Raw genomic sequence first — 16310 nt, 5'->3', positions numbered from 1 at the left:
AACTTTTCCGTCTCAAGGCAGCGTTCCGCGTCATTGCAGCGGGCCAGGCAATGCGCAACGTCGCGTCCGCTACGGGCCAGCCCCCGCGCACACCGAAGCGTACGGGGAAGGGGTCGCAAGAGACCTAGGCAGACCCTTCAGTCCACGATGGGAATCGCGGCCACCAGCGGCGCATGGCCCCAATGCCGCAGCAGCCGCAGGACGTCGGCGCCCGCCAGACCCAGTGTGCCGGTGTTGCGCAGCGGGTGGACGTTGATCCGCGGAGCCGCGGCAAGGCCATGCTCCAGCACCACCGTCACGCTGCCCGGCGCGGCGTCGATCATCGCCAGCGGGGTGACAGAGCCCGGGGTAATGCCGAGGAGGCGCGTCATGTCGTCCGGCTTGCCGAAGCTCACCCGCTTGCAGCCGATCGCTTGCGGCAGGGCCTTGAGATCGACGCGCGCATCGGCAGGCACGGTGACCAGCCAGAACGCGCCGGCCGCATCCTTCAGGAACAGATTCTTGGTGTGCGCGCCGGGAATGGCGGCATCGATCGCGCGGCTTTCCGCAACGGTGAACACTGCGACATGTTCGTGCGCCGCGAACGCGATGCCCAGCGCGGCGAGATCGGCCATCAGGCCAGCCTCGCCGCGCAGCGCGGGTCCGGACGTGGTTACTGCTGGATCCGATGCAGGGCGCACAGCTTGTTGCCGTCGGGATCGCGGAGATAGGCCAGGTACATGCCCGATCCCTCACGCTCGCCCGGCGGGTCTTCGATCGCGGTGCCGCCGTTGGCGACGCCCGCCGCGTGCCAGGCATCGGCCTGTTCCGGGGTCATCGAGAAGCCGATCGTGCAGCCGTTGCCCGCCGTCGCCGGCTGGCCGTCGATCGGCTTGGTCACCAGGAACGCGCTGTTGTTGTGGAAGTACATCAGCCGTCCCTTGGGATCGTAGCTGCCTTCCCGCCCGCCGATCGCCTTGAACGTGGCGTCGTAGAACCTCTTCGCCTGTTCGAGGTCGTTCGACCCCACCATCATGTGGCTGTACATTGCCTGGCCTCCTCGGTGTGAAAATGCGTTGCGACGCGCCACTCGTATCGGCGGCGCGGCATGCGTCAATAGACCACCACGCTGCGAATGGATTCGCCCGCGTGCATCAGGTCGAAGCCCTTGTTGATCTCTTCGAGGGTGAGCACGTGGGTGATCATCGGATCGATCGCGATCTTCCCGTCCATGTACATGTCCACGATCTTCGGCACGTCGGTCCGCCCGCGCGCCCCGCCGAACGCGGTGCCGCGCCAGTTGCGCCCGGTGACGAGCTGAAACGGGCGGGTGGCGATCTCCTTGCCGGCCTCGGCCACGCCGATCACGATCGACGTGCCCCAGCCCCGGTGGCAGCATTCGAGCGCGGTGCGCATCACCTCGGTATTGCCGGTGCAGTCGAAGCTGTAGTCCGCGCCGCCGTCGGTCAGCGCGGCGACGGCGGCGATCGTGTCCTCGCGGCTCTGGCCCCGGGCGTCGATGAAGTCGGTCATGCCGAAACGGCGGCCCCAGTCCTCGCGTTCGGGATTGATGTCGATCCCCACGATGCGGGCCGCGCCGGCCAGCCGGGCACCCTGGATCACGTTGAGGCCGATTCCGCCCAGGCCGAACACCACGACATTGTCGCCGGGCTGGACCTTCGCCGTGTTGATCACCGCACCGACCCCGGTGGTCACCCCGCAGCCGATGTAGCAGCTCGTCTGGAACGGCGCGTCCTCGCGGATCTTCGCGACCGCGATTTCGGGCAGGACGGTGAAGTTCGAAAAGGTGGAACAGCCCATGTAATGGAAGATCGGCTGCCCCTTGTAGGAAAAGCGGCTGGTGCCATCGGGCATCACGCCCTTGCCCTGCGTGGCGCGGATCGCGGTGCACAGGTTGGTCTTGCCCGAAAGGCAGCTTTTGCACTGGCCGCATTCGGGCGTGTAGAGCGGGATCACGTGGTCCCCTGCCTTCACGCTGGTTACGCCTGCGCCCACTTCGCGCACGATGCCGGCGCCTTCGTGGCCCAGGATGCTTGGGAACAGCCCTTCGGAATCGAGCCCGTCCAGCGTGTAGGCATCGGTGTGGCAGATGCCGGTGGCCATGATCTCCACCAGCACTTCGGCGGCCTTCGGCCCCTCGAGGTCGAGCTCGACGATCTCGAGCGGCTGCCTGGCTTCGAAGGCGACGGCGGCTCTGGTCTTCATCGGGAAATCCTCATCGTGTGTCCGCGTTCAGCCTTCGTGGACGGTCTTGGTGACCATGCAGGCCATGACGCCTTCGCGCCCGTCCTCGCTGCCATAGCCTGACCACTTGACCCCGCCAAACGGTGCGTCCGCGGCCGAGACGCTGGCGGCTTCGATGCCGAGCATCCCGCTCTCGATCTCCGCGGCCAGGCGGCGGCGGCGCGCCGGGTCCTTCGTCCAGGCATAGGCGGCAAGGCCATAGGGCAGGCGGTTTGCCTCCGCGATCATCGCGTCTTCGCCCGGCATCGGGTTGATCAGCGCGATCGGGCCGAAGGGTTCCTCGTTCATGATCTCGGCGCTGGTGGGCACTTCGGACAATACTGTCGGTTGGTGGAAATAGCCCTGGTTGCCGATCCGCTCCCCGCCGGTGAGGAGGTTCGCGCCGGCGCCGGTGGCATCGGCGATCAGCGATTCCATCCGCTCCAGCCCGCGGGCGCTCGCCATCGGGCCCATCTGCGTGCCCTTGTCCATGCCGTCGCCGACGTTCACCGCCCTGGCCCGTTCGACGAACCCGTCGCGAAAGCGTTCGAACACCGGTTCTTCCACCAGGAAACGGGTGGGGCTGACGCAGACCTGGCCGGCGTTGCGAAACTTCGCGCCGGCCATCGTGTCGAGCGCGGCGTCGATGTCGCTGTCGGCGAACACCAGCACCGGCGCGTGGCCGCCAAGCTCCATCGTCGCGATCTTGAGATCCTCGGCCGCCAGCTTCGCCAGGTGCTTGCCCACCGCGGTGGAGCCGGTGAAGGTGACCTTGCGGATCACGGGGGAGGCGAGCAGGTGGCGGCTCACCGCGTCGGGTTCGCCGAACACGCACTGCACCGCGTCGCCCGGCACGCCGGCATCGATCAGGGCCTGGACCAGCGCCAGCCCGCCCGACGGCGTTTCTTCCGAAGGCTTGACGATCGTGGAGCAGCCCGCCGCCAGCGCGCCGCCGATCTTGCGCATGACGTTGAGCGCCGGGAAGTTCCACGCGGCGAAGCCCGCGACCGGGCCGACGGGATGGTACTGCACCTCCACCCGCGCGCCTGCCGGGCGCACCAGCGTGCGGCCGTAGATGCGCTTGATCTCGCCGGCGTAGAATTCCAGCAGCATGGCGCAATAGACGACTTCGCCCACCGCTTCCTTGATCGGCTTGCCCTGTTCGCGGGTGATCGTCTCGCCGATGGCGGCGGCGCGCTCGCGGATGAGGCCGGCGGCCCTGGTCAGGATCGCCGCGCGCTGATCGGCGCCGTTCCCGCGCCAGGCCTTGAACCCGCGCGCCGCCGCCTCGAGCGCGCGATCGAGATCGTCGGAATTGGCATGGGTCACGCCGCCGATCCGCTCGCCGGTAGCGGGATTGAGCACGTCACCCACCTGGCGTCCGCCCTCACGCACAGGTTCGCCGGCAATGAGAGGCATACTGTCGAGTTTATCGGCCATTGAGAATTCTCCTTGCACCCCGCGATGCCGGCGCGGGGGCCCAGCGTCAATCCGCGCGGACGGTCTGGCGCGGTTCATCCCGGTCGGGTTAGGACGTCGGAATGCACTCACGCCTGATACCGATTGCCGTGCTCCTCGCCGCGCCTGCGCTGGCGCAGGAGCAGCCCGCGCCGACGCCCGCCCCCGCCCCCGCCCCGCTGACCCTTCAGCAATCCACCGCGATGAAGTGCGCGGCGGCCTTCGCCCTCGGCGCCTCGCTGCAGGCGCGGGGGGAGGGGGCCGAGTGGCCGCAGATCATGCCGCGGGGGCGCGAATTCTTCGTCCGAACCTCCGCGCAGATCATGGACGAGACCGGCCGCACCCGCGATCAGGTCGCCGCGGAAATCACCGCCCAGGCGCGCGCGCTTTCCGACCCGGCCGCACTCGCCGCCGCGATGCCGCCATGCCTGCTGCTGCTTGACGCGTCGGGCCTCTAAGGCCGCACCGTTCAGCGCGGGTCAACCGCAAGACATTAGGGTGCCGACTCGAGAAATCGGCCTGTCTTCAGGAGGCAACGCGTGCGTCCCATTGCCATCACCGCCGCCGTGACCCTGGCGGTTCTCTCCACGTCCGTCGCGGCGCAGGATACGGAAGCGACTGCAGCGGAGATCGAGCAGACCCTGCGCGATCCCGCAATGCAGGACGCCGTCGCCGGCGGCGTCGCGGCGGCGGCCGAGGCCATGCTCGACGTGCCGCTCGCCCCCCTTGCCCGCGCTGCGGCCGAGGCGGCCGGCGAAGACCCGCGCGACGTTGACCCGGACATGACCTTGCGCCGCACTTCGCCCGGAGCGGAGGATATTCCCGCAAAGGTGCGCGAAAGCCTGCCGCGGATGATGGGCGCGGTCGCCGGGATGGCCGGCGGCGTGGGCGCGATGATGCCGGCTTTACGCGAAATGGCCGACCGGATGCGCGAAGCCGTGGATCGCGCGGCGAGCGCAACGGTGCCCGCCGACTGAGATTTTCCCGCCGCAAGTCGTTCTGGCCGGTGGATTTGTGACGGTTGCTGGTCCATGACCGGCAGGTCATGTGGCGCCTCTATCAATTTCCCCTGTGCCCATTCAGCCGCAAGGTCCGCCTGCTGCTGAGCGAGAAGGGCGTCGGCTACGAACTGTGGCGGGAAAATCCGTGGGATCCCTCTGACGGGCTCTGGCGCCTGAATGCCGCCGGCCGCACCCCGGTGCTGGAGGACAGCGCCAAGGGCATCGTGCTCGCCGATAGCCGCGCGATCTGCGAATACTTCGAAGAGACGGTCGACCGGGCCGCGATGATCAACGGCACGGCCGCGAACCGGGCCGAAATCCGCCGCCTGGTGGCGCTGTTCGACGAGAATTTTCATGGCGATGTCGTCGCCCCCCTGCTTCACGAACGGATGAAGAAGCGGCTGGTCCTGCGCCAGCCGCCTGACAGCCGCGTGCTGCGCGAGGCGATGAAGCTGGCGCACGAACACCTCGAATACATCGACTGGCTGGTGGACACGCGCGCCTGGCTTGGCGGAAGTACGATGAGCCTGGCGGACCTTGCCGCCGCGGCGCAGATTTCGGTCGCCGATTACCTTGGCGGGATCGACTGGACCGGGCATGAACAGTCACGCGGATGGTATGCCGTGTTCAAGAGCCGGCCGAGCTTTCGTCCCCTGTTGACGGAGCGGATGGAGGTCATCCAGCCGCCGGTCCATTACGCCAAGGTCGATGGTTGAGAGGCGAAGGTTGAGGGGCGGGGCTGCCTTTCCCATATGATCGCGCGAAGGAGAATCCCATGGCCGATCCCAAGACGCTGACCGACGCCGAATGGCGCGAACGGCTGAGCCCCGAACAGTATCACGTCCTGCGCCAAGCGGGTACGGAGCGTGCGTTCGCCGGGAAGTACGACAAGAACAAGGCCGCCGGCGCCTATCGCTGCGCGGGGTGCGGCGAGACCCTGTTCGAAAGCGATACCAAGTATGACAGCGGCTCCGGCTGGCCCAGTTTCACGGCGCCGGCGGCAAAAGGGGCGGTGGCCGAACACCGGGACGCAAGCCACGGGATGGTCCGGACCGAAGTGGTCTGCGCGACGTGCGAAGGGCACCTCGGCCACGTGTTCCCCGACGGGCCGCGCGACGCGGGCGGCTTGCGGTATTGCATCAATTCCGCCGCGCTCGATTTCGCGCCGCGTGAACGGGCGCCCGGCGCTGAGGAATAGCCGTTCACGCCGGGTTCCATCTCGCCTATGCACGCCGCAACGGATGGCGATGAAGGTGATGGATGGCGAAGCGCGGTAGCCGGCGCGCGGCCGCGGAAACGCAGCGCAGGCGGCAGACTTCGGGCAGGCGGGGGCAGGAACGCACCGGCTGGCGGCTGTGGCTGCGCCGGGCCGTCCTGTGGGGCGGCGCCCTTGCCTTGCTGGGTGCGCTGTTCCTCGGCCTCGCCGTGGCCTTCGCGGCGCGCTCCCTCCCCAGCTACGGCGCGCTGAAGGCCACCCAGCCGGGCCAGACCATCGTCGTCCGCGCGCGCGACGGCACCGCGATCGTGGAACTGGGCCCCAGCCCCGGCAAGTGGCTGGACAGCGAACAGATTCCCGAGGTGATGAAGGACGCGATGATCTCGGTAGAGGATCGCCGGTACTTTTCGCACCCCGGGGTCGATCCCATCGGGCTTGCCCGCGCGGTCTATGTCTGGGTGACGGGCGAACGGCGGCTACAGGCGACCAGCACGATCACGCAGCAGCTGGCGCGGAACCTGTTCCTCAATTCCAACCGCTCGCTCGACCGCAAGCTGCGCGAAGGCATCCTGGCGCTGGCGTTGGAGGCGAAGTTCTCCAAGCAGCAGATTCTCGAGCTCTATCTCAACAAGGTCTATTTCGGCGGCGGGGCGTACGGTATCGATTCCGCCAGCCGCAAGTTCTTCAGCCACGACGCGACGGAGCTGTCGACGGCAGAGGCCGCGATCATCGCCGGGTTGGTCAAGGCGCCCAGCCGGTTTTCGCCCACGGCCGATGTCGATGCCGCCGTGGACCGGGCCAACGTCGTGCTGGGCCTCATGCGCGAACAGGGCCGCATTTCGGCCAGCGAAGCCGCGGTCGATCCCAGCGCCGTGAAGCTGAAGAAAGACGTCAGCCAGAACTCCGTCCGTTATTTCACCGACTGGGCGCTGCCACAGCTCGAGATCCTGCTGCCCGAAACGTTCGAGCCGATCGAGGTCTGGACCACGCTCGATGTCGGCATGCAACAGGCCGCGGCCACGGCAATCAAGGGGAACGTGCCGCGCGGAGCGCAGGGTGCGCTCGTGAGCCTGGACCGCGACGGCGCGGTGCTGGCGATGGTGGGCGGCACCGATTACGTCGCGACGAACTACAATCGTGCCACGGATGCCTTGCGCCAGCCGGGGTCGGCGTGGAAGCTGTTCGTATTCCTGGCGGCGCTCGAGGCGGGTTATACTCCGGAAGACCGGGTCAAGGACGTGCCGGTGACGATCGACGGGTGGAGCCCGCGCAACAGCGGCGGCAGCTATGCCGGCGAAATCGACGTGCGGACCGCCTTCGCCTATTCCAAGAACACGGTCGCCGCGCAGCTCGGCAACGAAGTGGGCTTCGGCACCGTGGCGTCGATGGCGCGGCGGTTCGGGATCACCACGCCGATCTCCACCTACCCCGCTATGGTCCTGGGTTCGAGCGAGACGCGGGTGATCGACATGACCCGCGCGTTCGCGGCCGTATCAGCCGGCGGCAACAGCGTGGAACCGTACGGCATCGTCAAGGTGACGACGACAGCGGGCGATGTGCTGTACCAGCACGAAGGGCGCAATCCCACGCGCCTCGTCCCCGATTACGTCGCCGCCGGGATGACCGACCTGCTGCAGACGGCGGTGAGCACCGGGACCGGCCGGGCGGGCCAGATCAGTAGGCCGGTTGCCGGCAAGACCGGCACGACCAGTTCAAACAAGGATGGCTGGTTCCTGGGCTTCTCCAGCGGGATCACAACCGGTGTGTGGATGGGCCGCGACGATGCCAAGGCCGTGCCGGGCCTTCAGGGTGGCACTGCGCCCGCAAGGGCCTTTGCCGCCTACATGCGATATGCCGTGAAGGATCGCCCGGTGGAAGAATTCCAGACCGACCTCCAGCTCCCTGAATGGCAGCTCGAGCCGGACGACGAATATTACTACGGCGGCGATCCGGACGAATACTACTACGTCGACGAAAGCGGTAACCTGGTCGAACCGCAACGCCCCGGACCCGGGCAGAGCCCTCAGGATCCGTTCCCCGCGGATGGCGAACAACCCCCGGCTTATCCGGCGCCGCGCCAGCCGCAATACCCCGACGAAAGCGGGCAGGCCGCCAGCGACGATTTCCTGGACCGCGCGACCGGCGCCCGGCCGTCCCCAGCGCCCGTGCCTGCGCCCTCGCCCCGCACGCGCACGCTCACCCCGCCGCCCCAACCGCAGCAGACCGCCGCACCGCGGCCTTTCTGATGGCCTGAACGCAAAACGGCCCGCCGAGGCGTGAGAGCCGGGCGGGCCGTCTGCTGAAGTGTGCGTGGGATCAGCGCACGCGGATCGGCACGTATGTCAGCGGCCGTCCGCGCCGCTGGATGCGAAGCAGCACGCTAACCCGCTTCGCGGCCTTCGCCTCGGCCACGATGCGTTCCAGATCCGCCGGGGCGTTGACTGCCTTGTAGTTGGCGCTGACCACGATGTCGCCTGGCTGCAGGCCCTTCTGGCCCGCGTCCGACCCGTTGTCGACGCCGAGGATCACCAGGCCATCGGTATCGGCCGACACGCCGAGCTGCTGGGCGAAGCGCGGCGTCATCGGTGACACCCGCAGCCCCAGGCTCTGCGTCAGCGCGCTGTTTTCGCCCTCGGGACGCGCCACCGCGCCGTCGCCTTCGGCGCGATCGGCGTTGAACATCTGCGACTGGGCCAGTTCATCGTCGCTCGGGCGCTTGCCCACGGTGACGTTGACCACGCGGCGCTCGCCGTCGCGGTAAAGCTCCACGGGAATACGGGTGCCCGGCGCGATGTTGGCAACAATGAAGGACAGGGTCTGGTCGCTTGTCACGTCGCGGTTGTTGACCTTGGTCACCACGTCACCCGGTCGAATTCCCGCGCGGTCGGCGGCCTGCGCAGGCTCCACCGACTGCACGAACTCGCCGCGGTTCTGCGGCAGGTTGAGCGAATCGGCCAGGTCCCCCGTCACCGGCTGGATCTGGATGCCGAGATAGCCACGGGCGATCTCCTGCCCCTGGCGCAGTTTGTCCACGATCGGCGCGGCGATTTCCGCCGGAATGGCGAAGCCGATGCCAACGCTGCCGCCGCTGGGCGAGAAGATCGCATTGTTGATGCCGATCACGTTGCCCTGCATGTCGAACAGCGGGCCGCCGGAATTGCCGCGATTGATGCTGGCGTCGGTCTGGATGTACCGGTCGTACGCGCCCCCCGTCCCGGTGTTGCGATAGACCGCCGAGACGATTCCGCTGGTCACCGTCCCACCCAGTGCGAACGGGTTGCCGATCGCGATCACCCAATCGCCGACGCGCGCCTGGCGGGAATCACCGAACTTCACGAATGGGAGGGTCTTGGGCGCGTTGATCTTCAGCACCGCGAGGTCCGACGCGCTGTCGTTGCCGACCAGCTCCGCGGGATATTCGGTCCCGTCGGTCATGGTGACGGTGATTTCTTCAACCTCGCCCCGGCCCTGCGGCGCGATGACGTGGTTGTTGGTGACGACGTAGCCATCGGCCGAGATGATGAATCCGGAACCCAGGGACTGCGCCTCGCGCGTCTGCGGCTGGGCCTGGCCGCCTCCGCCGCGGTTGCCGAACAGCCCTTCGAACGGCGTGCCCGCGAACGGGTTCTGCTGCGCAGGGACCTGGATGCGCTGCCGGGTGGAGATGTTGACGACGGCCGGTTGCAGCTGTGCCGTCAGGTCCGCGAAGCTTTCCGGTGCGCCGGCGCGCGGCACCACGCGGGCCATCTGCCCTTCGTCGTTCTGCGCTACCTGCGCCCCGGCGGGGTTGCCGGTGATGAGGGAAATGGCGGCCCCGCCGATCAGAAGGGCCGAAGTCAAACCGTATGAATAGCGCACGCGCACCACCTTTGCTTCCTCTTGTCCGGGCGGCCACGGGGATGGTCCGCCTGTCGTCCCCGGGGCCATTTTCTCGCCCGCGGGGCTGAACCGTGTTTGAACGCCTACCGCTGTCCGCGGAACTGGCGCAGATATTCGTTGTCAGGCGACAGGATGATCGTGCTGGCGGACTTGGAGTCCGGCGCGAACGTCGTGTCGTAGCTCTGCATCGCGCGGTAGAAATCGTAGAATTCCGGGTCCTTGCCATAGGCCGCGGCATAGATCTTCGCCGCTTCCGCCTCCGCCTCGGCCCGGATGATCTGGGCGTTGCGCTGTCCCTGGGCGCGCAAGGTGGCCGCTTCCTGCGCGCGGGCCGTGCGCATCCGGTTGAACGCCGATTCAAGCGGCGTCCCGTCAGGCAGGTCGGCGCGCGCGATGCGCACGTCGATCACCTGCGCGCCGTACTTGCGCGCCTCGGCATCGAGCTTGGTGCGGATGTTGGCCATCGTCGTTCCGCGCTCAGCCGCGAGCAATGAGGCGAAGCTGCGCCGGCCCAGTTCCTGGCGCACGACGGACGACAGAATCTGCGCAAGCTGCGTCTCGACCCCCGCCAGCGTGCCGGCGGTCTCCACCATCGTCACCGGGTCGATGATGCGATAGCGGGCGTAGGCATCGACGTTGAGACGAAGCTGGTCGGTGGACAGTACCGTCTGCGGTTCCATGTCGACGGAGAGCACACGCTTGTCGATCCGCTCCACGCGCTCGTAGAACGGCACCCGGAACACGATCCCCGCGCCAGTCTCGCCATACGGGCGATCGGGCACATAGCGGTTGGCGACCCGGTCGGGCCGGCCGGCCTGGATGATGACCGCCTGTTCCGATTCCGGCACCACAACCAGGCTGGAGAGGAGGGCGACGATGGCAATGCCGACCGCGATCAGCGACGTCTTGTGGGTTTCCCAGAGCGCCTGCATCACTGCGCCTCCGCCGGGCGGGCGCGTTTCTGCACCTCGGGCAGGGGGAGGTAGGGCGTCACGCCCGGTGCCTCGATGATCGTCTTGTCGTTCTGGCGCAACACGCGCTCCATCGTTTCATAGTAGAGGCGCTGGCGGGTGACTTCGGGGGCGAGCCTGTATTCGGCGTAGATCTTGTCGAACGATGCCGCATCGCCCTGTGCCCGGGCGAGCACCTGCTGGGCGAACGCCTCTGCCTTGTTGATTTCCGCGTCAGCATCCTGCTGCGCGGCGGACACGTCCTTGAACGCTTCCTCCACCTCGGTCGGCGGGTCGGTCTTGCGGATCTGCACGCCCTGGATCGCGATGCCGGAACGATAGGCATCCAGGATGGCCTGCATCCGCGTGGTCACGTTCTGCTCGATAGCGGCACGGCCCGAGCCTGACAGCACGTCGTTGAGGTCTTTTTGCGCCACGGACGCGCGCATCGCGGCTTCTGCCACGTCGCGCACGGTCTGCTGGGGCTCGTCGAGCTGGAAGCGGAACTGCTTCAGGTCCTTGATGGACCAGCGGACAATGTAGCTGAGATCGACCAGGTTCTGGTCCCCGGTCAGCATCAGCTTCTGTGCGGACCCATCGGGAATCTGCTCCACGCGAAACTCGCTGACCTGCTCGATATCCACGTTTTGGATCGGCCAGGGCAGCGTGAGGTTGAGGCCCGGCGTCAGCGTGCGCGAGTACTTGCCGAAGGTGGTGACGATGCCTTCTTCCTTGGGGCCGACCTGGTGCACCATCGACAGCGCCAGCCAGATCGCCGCGATCCCGGCCACGGCATAGGGGAACCAGCTCCGCCCGCCGGGCGCATCGGGAAGGCGGAATCCTGGTCCGCCGCCGCCGGTGCGGCGCGGACCTTCGGGTCCGCGGTTGCGGAAGATATCCTCGATGCTGGCGGAACGGCGCGGCTCCTCCGCCGGTGGCAGCCACGGATTGCGCGGGCCTTTGGGCTTGTCGCCGGCCGGCTTGTCCTGGGAAGGCTTGTCGGCAGAAGATCCGCCGTCCGCGGGCTCGCTCGGCGGACGATCGCCCGTGCCGCCGCCGTTGGGCGGACCGTCGCCGGTGTTGCCGCCCTTGCTTCCACCCCACGGACTCTTGCCCGCGGCCATGCCCAGCAAGCGTCCCATCCCGTCATTGATGTTCATGTCCGTCTTTATAGGCGGCGATACCGGGAAAAACAGGGGTGGCCCCTTGGAATTTGGTGCTATCGGCCTGCCCATGGACGAACAGGCCCTGAAGGCACGCTTGCCGCAATCGCTGGCCGCGCGCACGCGCTCGTTGAAACAGAACGGCAGCGTGGTTACGGCAATCCTCGACGCTGCCGGCCTCGACGCCGGGGGGCGCGCGGCGCTGGAGCGCGAGGTGCACGGCGCGCTGTCGGGCGTGCCTGGGGTGTCGGAAGTGCGCGTGGCGCTGATGGCGGACCGTGCAGGGCCAGGTCCTGCTGCCAGACCCTCCGCCCTGCGCGACGGCGGTTCTGGCCCGATCATCGTGGCGGTTGGCTCCGGCAAGGGCGGGGTTGGCAAGTCCACCCTCACCGCAAATCTGGCGGTCGCGCTGGGACGGCTGGGCCGCAAGGTCGGGCTGGTCGACGCGGACGTCTATGGCCCCAGCCAGCCGACCCTGCTCGGCACCCTGGGCCAGCGGCCCGAGTCCGAAGCCGAAAAACTCGTGCCGATCGAAAGTCCGTACGGCGTGAAGATGCTGTCGATGGGACACCTCGTCGAACCCGGCAGGGCGCTGGCATGGCGCGGCCCGATGGCGAGCGGCGCGTTCGGCCAGCTCGTCGATGCGCATTGGGGCGACACCGAAATCGTCCTCCTCGATCTACCGCCCGGGACGGGGGACGTGCAGATCACGATGGTACAGAAATACCGCCCGGCAGGCGCAGTGATTGTCTCCACCCCGCAGGACCTGGCCCTTATCGATGCACGCCGTGCGGCGGAACTGTTCGCGCAAGGCAAGGTGCCCGTGATCGGGCTGGTCGAAAATATGGCGGGCTACATCTGCCCCCACTGCGGCGGGGAAAGCGATCCGTTCGGGCGCGGCGGCGCCGAGGCCGCGGCGGCGGAGGCGGGCTTCGCGTTCCTCGGCCGCATACCGCTCAGCCTGTCGGTGCGCGAGGCGAGCGACGCGGGCACGCCCCCTGCTGCGGGCGAGGGCCCTGACGCGGCACTGTTCATCGCGATCGCGCGGCAGGTGGCTGACTGGCTTGACGGGCGGGCTGGATAGCGATGGACGTCAGCCGCCGGGGACTTCTGGCCGGCGCTGCCATCGGCGGCGGACTGCTTGTCGCCTGGGGGCTGTGGCCGCGCGAATACGGCGTACCACTGACGCCCGGACGGGGCGAATGGGCTTATTCCGCCTGGCTCAAGCTCGGGCGTGACGGGGTGCTGACGGTCGCCGTCCCCCAGCTCGAGATGGGTCAGGGGGTCGCCACGCTGATCCCGCAGATCGTCGCGGCGGAGATGGGGGCGGACTGGCGGCAGGTGGCGGTGGAGCCGGCGCCGGTTTCGGGCGCCTATGCCAACCTGTCGCTGGCGGCGAAATGGGCGCCCCTGTGGATGCCCTTCGCACCTGCTCTGGCGGACGACCCGCGCAAGACGATCGCCCGGCGCTGGGCGGGGGAAAGCGGGTTCATGGCGACGGCCGAGGGAACCTCGCTCGCCGCATACGAGGCGCCGGCGCGCGATGCCGCGGCTGCGGCGCGGGCGATGCTGTGCATGGCCGCGGCCGACCGCTGGGGGGTATCGTGGGACGAATGCGCGGTGCGCGGGGGCGTGGTGTTCCATGCCGGCAAGCACCTGAGCTTCGCGGCCCTGGCGGAAGAGGCTGCCCGCCAGACGCCGCCCGATCGGCCGCCCCTGCTCCCTGCGCCCTATTCCGAACCCGCGGTGCCGGGCGGTGCGGAGGCGGAGGCGGAGGTGCCGTTTCGCCGGCTCGACCTGCCGGCCAAGGTTGACGGAAGCTTTCCGTTCGCGGCCGATATCCGCCTGCCCGGAATGCTCTACGCCGCCATCCGCCACGGCCCCATCGGCGACACGGAACTGCTCGGCTACGACGAGGCGGCGGGAAGCCGCGTGCGCGGCGTGCGCCACGTGGTCAAGGCACGCGGCTGGATCGCAGCGGTGGCGGACACCTGGTGGGCTGCCGAACGCGCGCTGGAGGAAATGGCCCCCGTCTGGCGCACAAGCGAGCGCGCGCGCAGCAGCACGATCGAGGAACGGCTCGATTCCGCGCTCCTGAAAGGGGAGGCGAGCCGCATCGTGACTCGCGGCGATGGCGACAGCGCGCTGGGCACGCCGGACGTCACGTACCGCTATGATATCGCGCCAGCCACGCATGCGACGCTGGAGACGGCCAGCGCGACCGCGCGCCTTGCGGACGGGCGGCTGGAGCTGTGGCTCGCCAGCCAGGCACCTGCGCAAGCGAAGGCGGCGGCCGGTAAGGCCGTCGGCCTCTCGGCGGACGATGTCGTCCTCTATCCCATGGCCGCGGGCGGCAGCTTCGACCGAAGGCTGGAGCATGACCACGCGATCGAGGCGGCGGTGATCGCGGCCGAGATTGGCGCACCGGTCCAGCTCACCTGGTCGCGGTGGCAGGAGATGGTCGCCGGGCGTCCGCGTGCGCCGCTCGCGTGCCTTGCCAGCGCATGGACCGCGCAGGAGGATGGCACGCCCGTGGGCCTGCGTCTGCGCGTCGCGATGCCTGCCACGGTCCGCGAATTCGGCGCGCGCCTGTTCGGGAACCGGACTGCGCTTGCGGCGCGAAGGGTGTATGCGGGCGAGGGCCCCGACCCCCTGGCCTTCGAAGGCGCGACGACGCCCTATGCCATCGCCAATGTGGCGATCGATCACGTGCCGGTCGATGTCGGCCTTCCCACCGGGCGGATGCGGGGCAACGCCCCCGCCTACCTCGCCTTCGTGGTGGAAAGCTTCATCGACGAGCTGGCGGCGCGCGTAGGCCGGGAACCGCTGTCATTCCGCATGGCGCTGCTGGGCGCCGATCCGCGCCTTGCCGAATGTCTCCAGCGGGCAGCCCGGCTGGCCCAGTGGGACGGCGGCGCGTCGCAGAGCGGCAACGGCATTGCCTGCTGGCGCATCGGCGACCCGGCGGGCGGGGGGCCAGTGGCGCGGATCGCCTGTGTCGCGACCGCGCGTCCGGGGGAAGGCGGGGTGCGCGTGCAACGGCTGGCTGCGGCGGTGGATCTGGGGCGCATCGTCAACCGTGATATCGCCCGCCAGCAGGTGGAAGGCGGGCTGATTTTCGGCACGAGCCTGGCGACCGGGTCGGCCCTGCGGTACGAAGCGGGCCTGCCCACCGTCAGCAGCTTCGCCGGTCTCGGCTTGCCGACCCTGGCCGACAGCCCGGAGATTTCGATCGAGCTGATTTCAGGAGCCGGCGATCCGGCCGATCCGGGGGAAATCGGCGTGGCCGTCGCGGCCCCGGCGATCGCCAACGCGCTTCATTCGGCGACCGGGCTCCGCCTGCGGCGCCTCCCCTTGCTGTCGGAGGGCCTGTGACCCGTATTCCATCATCGTTGCCCGCCGATCACCCACGGGTGAGTTCGGGCAAGGTCGGCGTGCTGCTGGTCAACCTGGGCACGCCGGATGCGCCCGATGCGCGTTCGGTAAGGCGCTACCTCAAGGAATTTCTCTCCGACCGCCGCGTGGTCGAGATCCCGGCGCTGGCGTGGCAGCCGATCCTGCGCGGCGTCATCCTCAATACCAGACCGAAGCGAAGCGCTCGCGCCTACGCCGAAGTGTGGACCGACGCCGGATCGCCACTCGCCGCCATCACCGCGGCACAGACGGCGGCGCTGCAGGAGCGGTTGGGCGCCGGTGTCCAGGTGGCTTACGCCATGCGCTATGGCCGGCCGGCGATCGGCGCCGCGTTGCAGGCGCTGATGGACGACGGATGCGAACGGATCCTGCTGGCGCCGCTCTATCCACAATACTCTGCCGCGACGACCGCGACAGTTGTGGACAAGGCTGCGGACACGCTGCGGACAATGCGTTGGCAGCCCGCCATGCGCACGCTTCCACCCTACCATGACGACCCCGTGTACATCGATGCGCTCGCCGCGGATATCGGCGCGCAGATCGACGCGCTCGACTTCGCGCCCGAAGTCCTGGTGCTCAGCTTTCACGGGATGCCCGAGCGCACGCTGCTCCTGGGCGATCCATACCACTGCCACTGCCGTAAGACCGCCCGTCTGCTCGAAGCCGCGCTGCGCCGGCCGGACCTGCGGATCGAGACCGCCTTCCAGAGCCGCTTCGGCCGCGCGAAATGGCTGGAGCCGGCCACGGAGACGCTGCTGGCGGAGGAGGCCCGCAACGGCACGCGCCGCCTCGCGATCGCTGCGCCGGGCTTCGCAGCCGACTGTCTGGAGACGCTGGAGGAACTCGGAATTCGCGGGCGCGCGCAGTTCGAAGGGGCGGGCGGCGAACGCTTCGCCGCGCTTGCCTGTCTCAATGCCGGCGCGCCGGGCATGGACATGTTGGAAACGATCGTCCGCCGTGAACTGGCCGGCTGGGTCTAGCCAAGCGCGCCTAACATAACTTACAC

The 16310-nt window shown here is 68.6% G+C and carries 15 protein-coding genes; 8 read left to right on the top strand and 7 right to left on the bottom strand.

Going from position 1 to position 16310, the window contains the following annotated elements:
• Positions 1-137: 137 nt before the first annotated feature.
• The 4 genes from GRI40_RS07985 to GRI40_RS07970 form a co-directional block, all read right to left on the bottom strand.
• Positions 138-614: a prolyl-tRNA synthetase associated domain-containing protein gene (locus tag GRI40_RS07985; protein ID WP_160610830.1), complete on the bottom strand. Its 477-nt coding sequence runs from the start codon at positions 612-614 to the stop codon at positions 138-140.
• Between the two features lie 38 nt (positions 615-652).
• A complete protein-coding gene (locus GRI40_RS07980) occupies positions 653-1027 on the bottom strand; it encodes a VOC family protein (protein WP_160610829.1) in 375 nt (124 codons plus the stop codon).
• A gap of 65 nt (positions 1028-1092) precedes the next feature.
• Positions 1093-2205, bottom strand: a complete 1113-nt coding sequence (locus GRI40_RS07975; protein WP_160610828.1) for an S-(hydroxymethyl)glutathione dehydrogenase/class III alcohol dehydrogenase — start codon at positions 2203-2205, stop codon at positions 1093-1095.
• A 27-nt stretch (positions 2206-2232) separates the two neighbouring features.
• A complete protein-coding gene (locus GRI40_RS07970) occupies positions 2233-3663 on the bottom strand; it encodes an NAD-dependent succinate-semialdehyde dehydrogenase (protein WP_160610827.1) in 1431 nt (476 codons plus the stop codon).
• Positions 3664-3764: 101 nt separating this feature from the next.
• Between GRI40_RS07970 and GRI40_RS07965 the strand changes: the two genes are divergently transcribed.
• From GRI40_RS07965 to GRI40_RS07945, 5 genes are all read left to right on the top strand, one after another.
• Positions 3765-4139 carry a hypothetical protein gene (locus GRI40_RS07965; protein WP_237489025.1) on the top strand — a complete coding sequence of 125 codons (375 nt, stop codon included), beginning with the start codon at positions 3765-3767 and terminating at the stop codon, positions 4137-4139.
• 81 nt (positions 4140-4220) lie between these two features.
• Positions 4221-4658, top strand: a complete 438-nt coding sequence (locus tag GRI40_RS07960; protein WP_160610826.1) for a hypothetical protein — start codon at positions 4221-4223, stop codon at positions 4656-4658.
• A gap of 68 nt (positions 4659-4726) precedes the next feature.
• Complete coding sequence (locus tag GRI40_RS07955) at positions 4727-5398, top strand: glutathione S-transferase family protein (RefSeq protein ID WP_160610825.1); 672 nt, start codon at positions 4727-4729, stop codon at positions 5396-5398.
• Between the two features lie 59 nt (positions 5399-5457).
• A complete protein-coding gene (gene msrB, locus GRI40_RS07950; protein WP_160610824.1) occupies positions 5458-5880 on the top strand; it encodes a peptide-methionine (R)-S-oxide reductase MsrB in 423 nt (140 codons plus the stop codon).
• A gap of 62 nt (positions 5881-5942) precedes the next feature.
• Positions 5943-8144: a transglycosylase domain-containing protein gene (locus tag GRI40_RS07945; protein ID WP_160610823.1), complete on the top strand. Its 2202-nt coding sequence runs from the start codon at positions 5943-5945 to the stop codon at positions 8142-8144.
• A 70-nt stretch (positions 8145-8214) separates the two neighbouring features.
• Here the strand turns inward: GRI40_RS07945 and GRI40_RS07940 are convergent, their stop codons facing one another.
• The 3 genes from GRI40_RS07940 to hflK form a co-directional block, all read right to left on the bottom strand.
• Entirely contained in the window at positions 8215-9756 is a 1542-nt protein-coding gene (locus tag GRI40_RS07940) for a Do family serine endopeptidase (protein WP_160610822.1), read from the bottom strand.
• Positions 9757-9860: 104 nt separating this feature from the next.
• Positions 9861-10709, bottom strand: a complete 849-nt coding sequence (gene hflC / locus GRI40_RS07935) for a protease modulator HflC (protein WP_160610821.1) — start codon at positions 10707-10709, stop codon at positions 9861-9863.
• Positions 10709-11887, bottom strand: coding sequence for an FtsH protease activity modulator HflK (hflK, locus tag GRI40_RS07930; protein ID WP_237489024.1), 1179 nt, complete (start codon positions 11885-11887; stop codon positions 10709-10711). Before hflK ends, hflC begins: the two co-directional genes overlap by 1 nt.
• 73 nt (positions 11888-11960) lie before the next feature.
• Between hflK and GRI40_RS07925 the strand changes: the two genes are divergently transcribed.
• Genes GRI40_RS07925 through hemH form a run of 3 tightly spaced genes read left to right on the top strand, consistent with a single transcriptional unit; the run spans position 11961 to position 16284 of the window.
• Positions 11961-12974, top strand: a complete 1014-nt coding sequence (locus GRI40_RS07925) for an Mrp/NBP35 family ATP-binding protein (RefSeq protein WP_160610820.1) — start codon at positions 11961-11963, stop codon at positions 12972-12974.
• Between the two features lie 2 nt (positions 12975-12976).
• The gene (locus tag GRI40_RS07920) at positions 12977-15265 is read left to right on the top strand and encodes a molybdopterin cofactor-binding domain-containing protein (RefSeq protein ID WP_160610819.1); all 2289 of its coding nucleotides are present in this window, start codon (positions 12977-12979) and stop codon (positions 15263-15265) included.
• Positions 15262-16284, top strand: a complete 1023-nt coding sequence (gene hemH / locus GRI40_RS07915; protein WP_337190524.1) for a ferrochelatase — start codon at positions 15262-15264, stop codon at positions 16282-16284. Before GRI40_RS07920 ends, hemH begins: the two co-directional genes overlap by 4 nt.
• Positions 16285-16310: the final 26 nt, after the last annotated feature.

It is taken from the genome of Tsuneonella aeria (assembly GCF_009827495.1).
In the GTDB taxonomy this organism is placed as follows: Bacteria; Pseudomonadota; Alphaproteobacteria; order Sphingomonadales; family Sphingomonadaceae; genus Tsuneonella; species Tsuneonella aeria.
The sequence above is the reverse complement of the archived record's forward strand: the minus strand, read 5'-3'. Positions and strand labels throughout refer to the sequence as shown.

Excerpts from the sequence above, each read along its gene's own strand:
- GRI40_RS07985 (WP_160610830.1), bottom strand. The coding sequence starts at position 614 with ATGGCCGATCTCGCCGCGCTGGGCATCGCGTTCGCGGCGCACGAACAT.
- GRI40_RS07980 (WP_160610829.1), bottom strand. The coding sequence starts at position 1,027 with ATGTACAGCCACATGATGGTGGGGTCGAACGACCTCGAACAGGCGAAG.
- GRI40_RS07975 (WP_160610828.1), bottom strand. The coding sequence starts at position 2,205 with ATGAAGACCAGAGCCGCCGTCGCCTTCGAAGCCAGGCAGCCGCTCGAG.
- GRI40_RS07970 (WP_160610827.1), bottom strand. The coding sequence starts at position 3,663 with ATGGCCGATAAACTCGACAGTATGCCTCTCATTGCCGGCGAACCTGTG.
- GRI40_RS07965 (WP_237489025.1), top strand. The coding sequence starts at position 3,765 with ATGCACTCACGCCTGATACCGATTGCCGTGCTCCTCGCCGCGCCTGCG.
- GRI40_RS07955 (WP_160610825.1), top strand. The coding sequence starts at position 4,727 with ATGTGGCGCCTCTATCAATTTCCCCTGTGCCCATTCAGCCGCAAGGTC.
- msrB (WP_160610824.1), top strand. The coding sequence starts at position 5,458 with ATGGCCGATCCCAAGACGCTGACCGACGCCGAATGGCGCGAACGGCTG.
- GRI40_RS07945 (WP_160610823.1), top strand. The coding sequence starts at position 5,943 with ATGGCGAAGCGCGGTAGCCGGCGCGCGGCCGCGGAAACGCAGCGCAGG.
- hflC (WP_160610821.1), bottom strand. The coding sequence starts at position 10,709 with ATGCAGGCGCTCTGGGAAACCCACAAGACGTCGCTGATCGCGGTCGGC.
- hflK (WP_237489024.1), bottom strand. The coding sequence starts at position 11,887 with ATGAACATCAATGACGGGATGGGACGCTTGCTGGGCATGGCCGCGGGC.
- GRI40_RS07925 (WP_160610820.1), top strand. The coding sequence starts at position 11,961 with ATGGACGAACAGGCCCTGAAGGCACGCTTGCCGCAATCGCTGGCCGCG.
- GRI40_RS07920 (WP_160610819.1), top strand. The coding sequence starts at position 12,977 with ATGGACGTCAGCCGCCGGGGACTTCTGGCCGGCGCTGCCATCGGCGGC.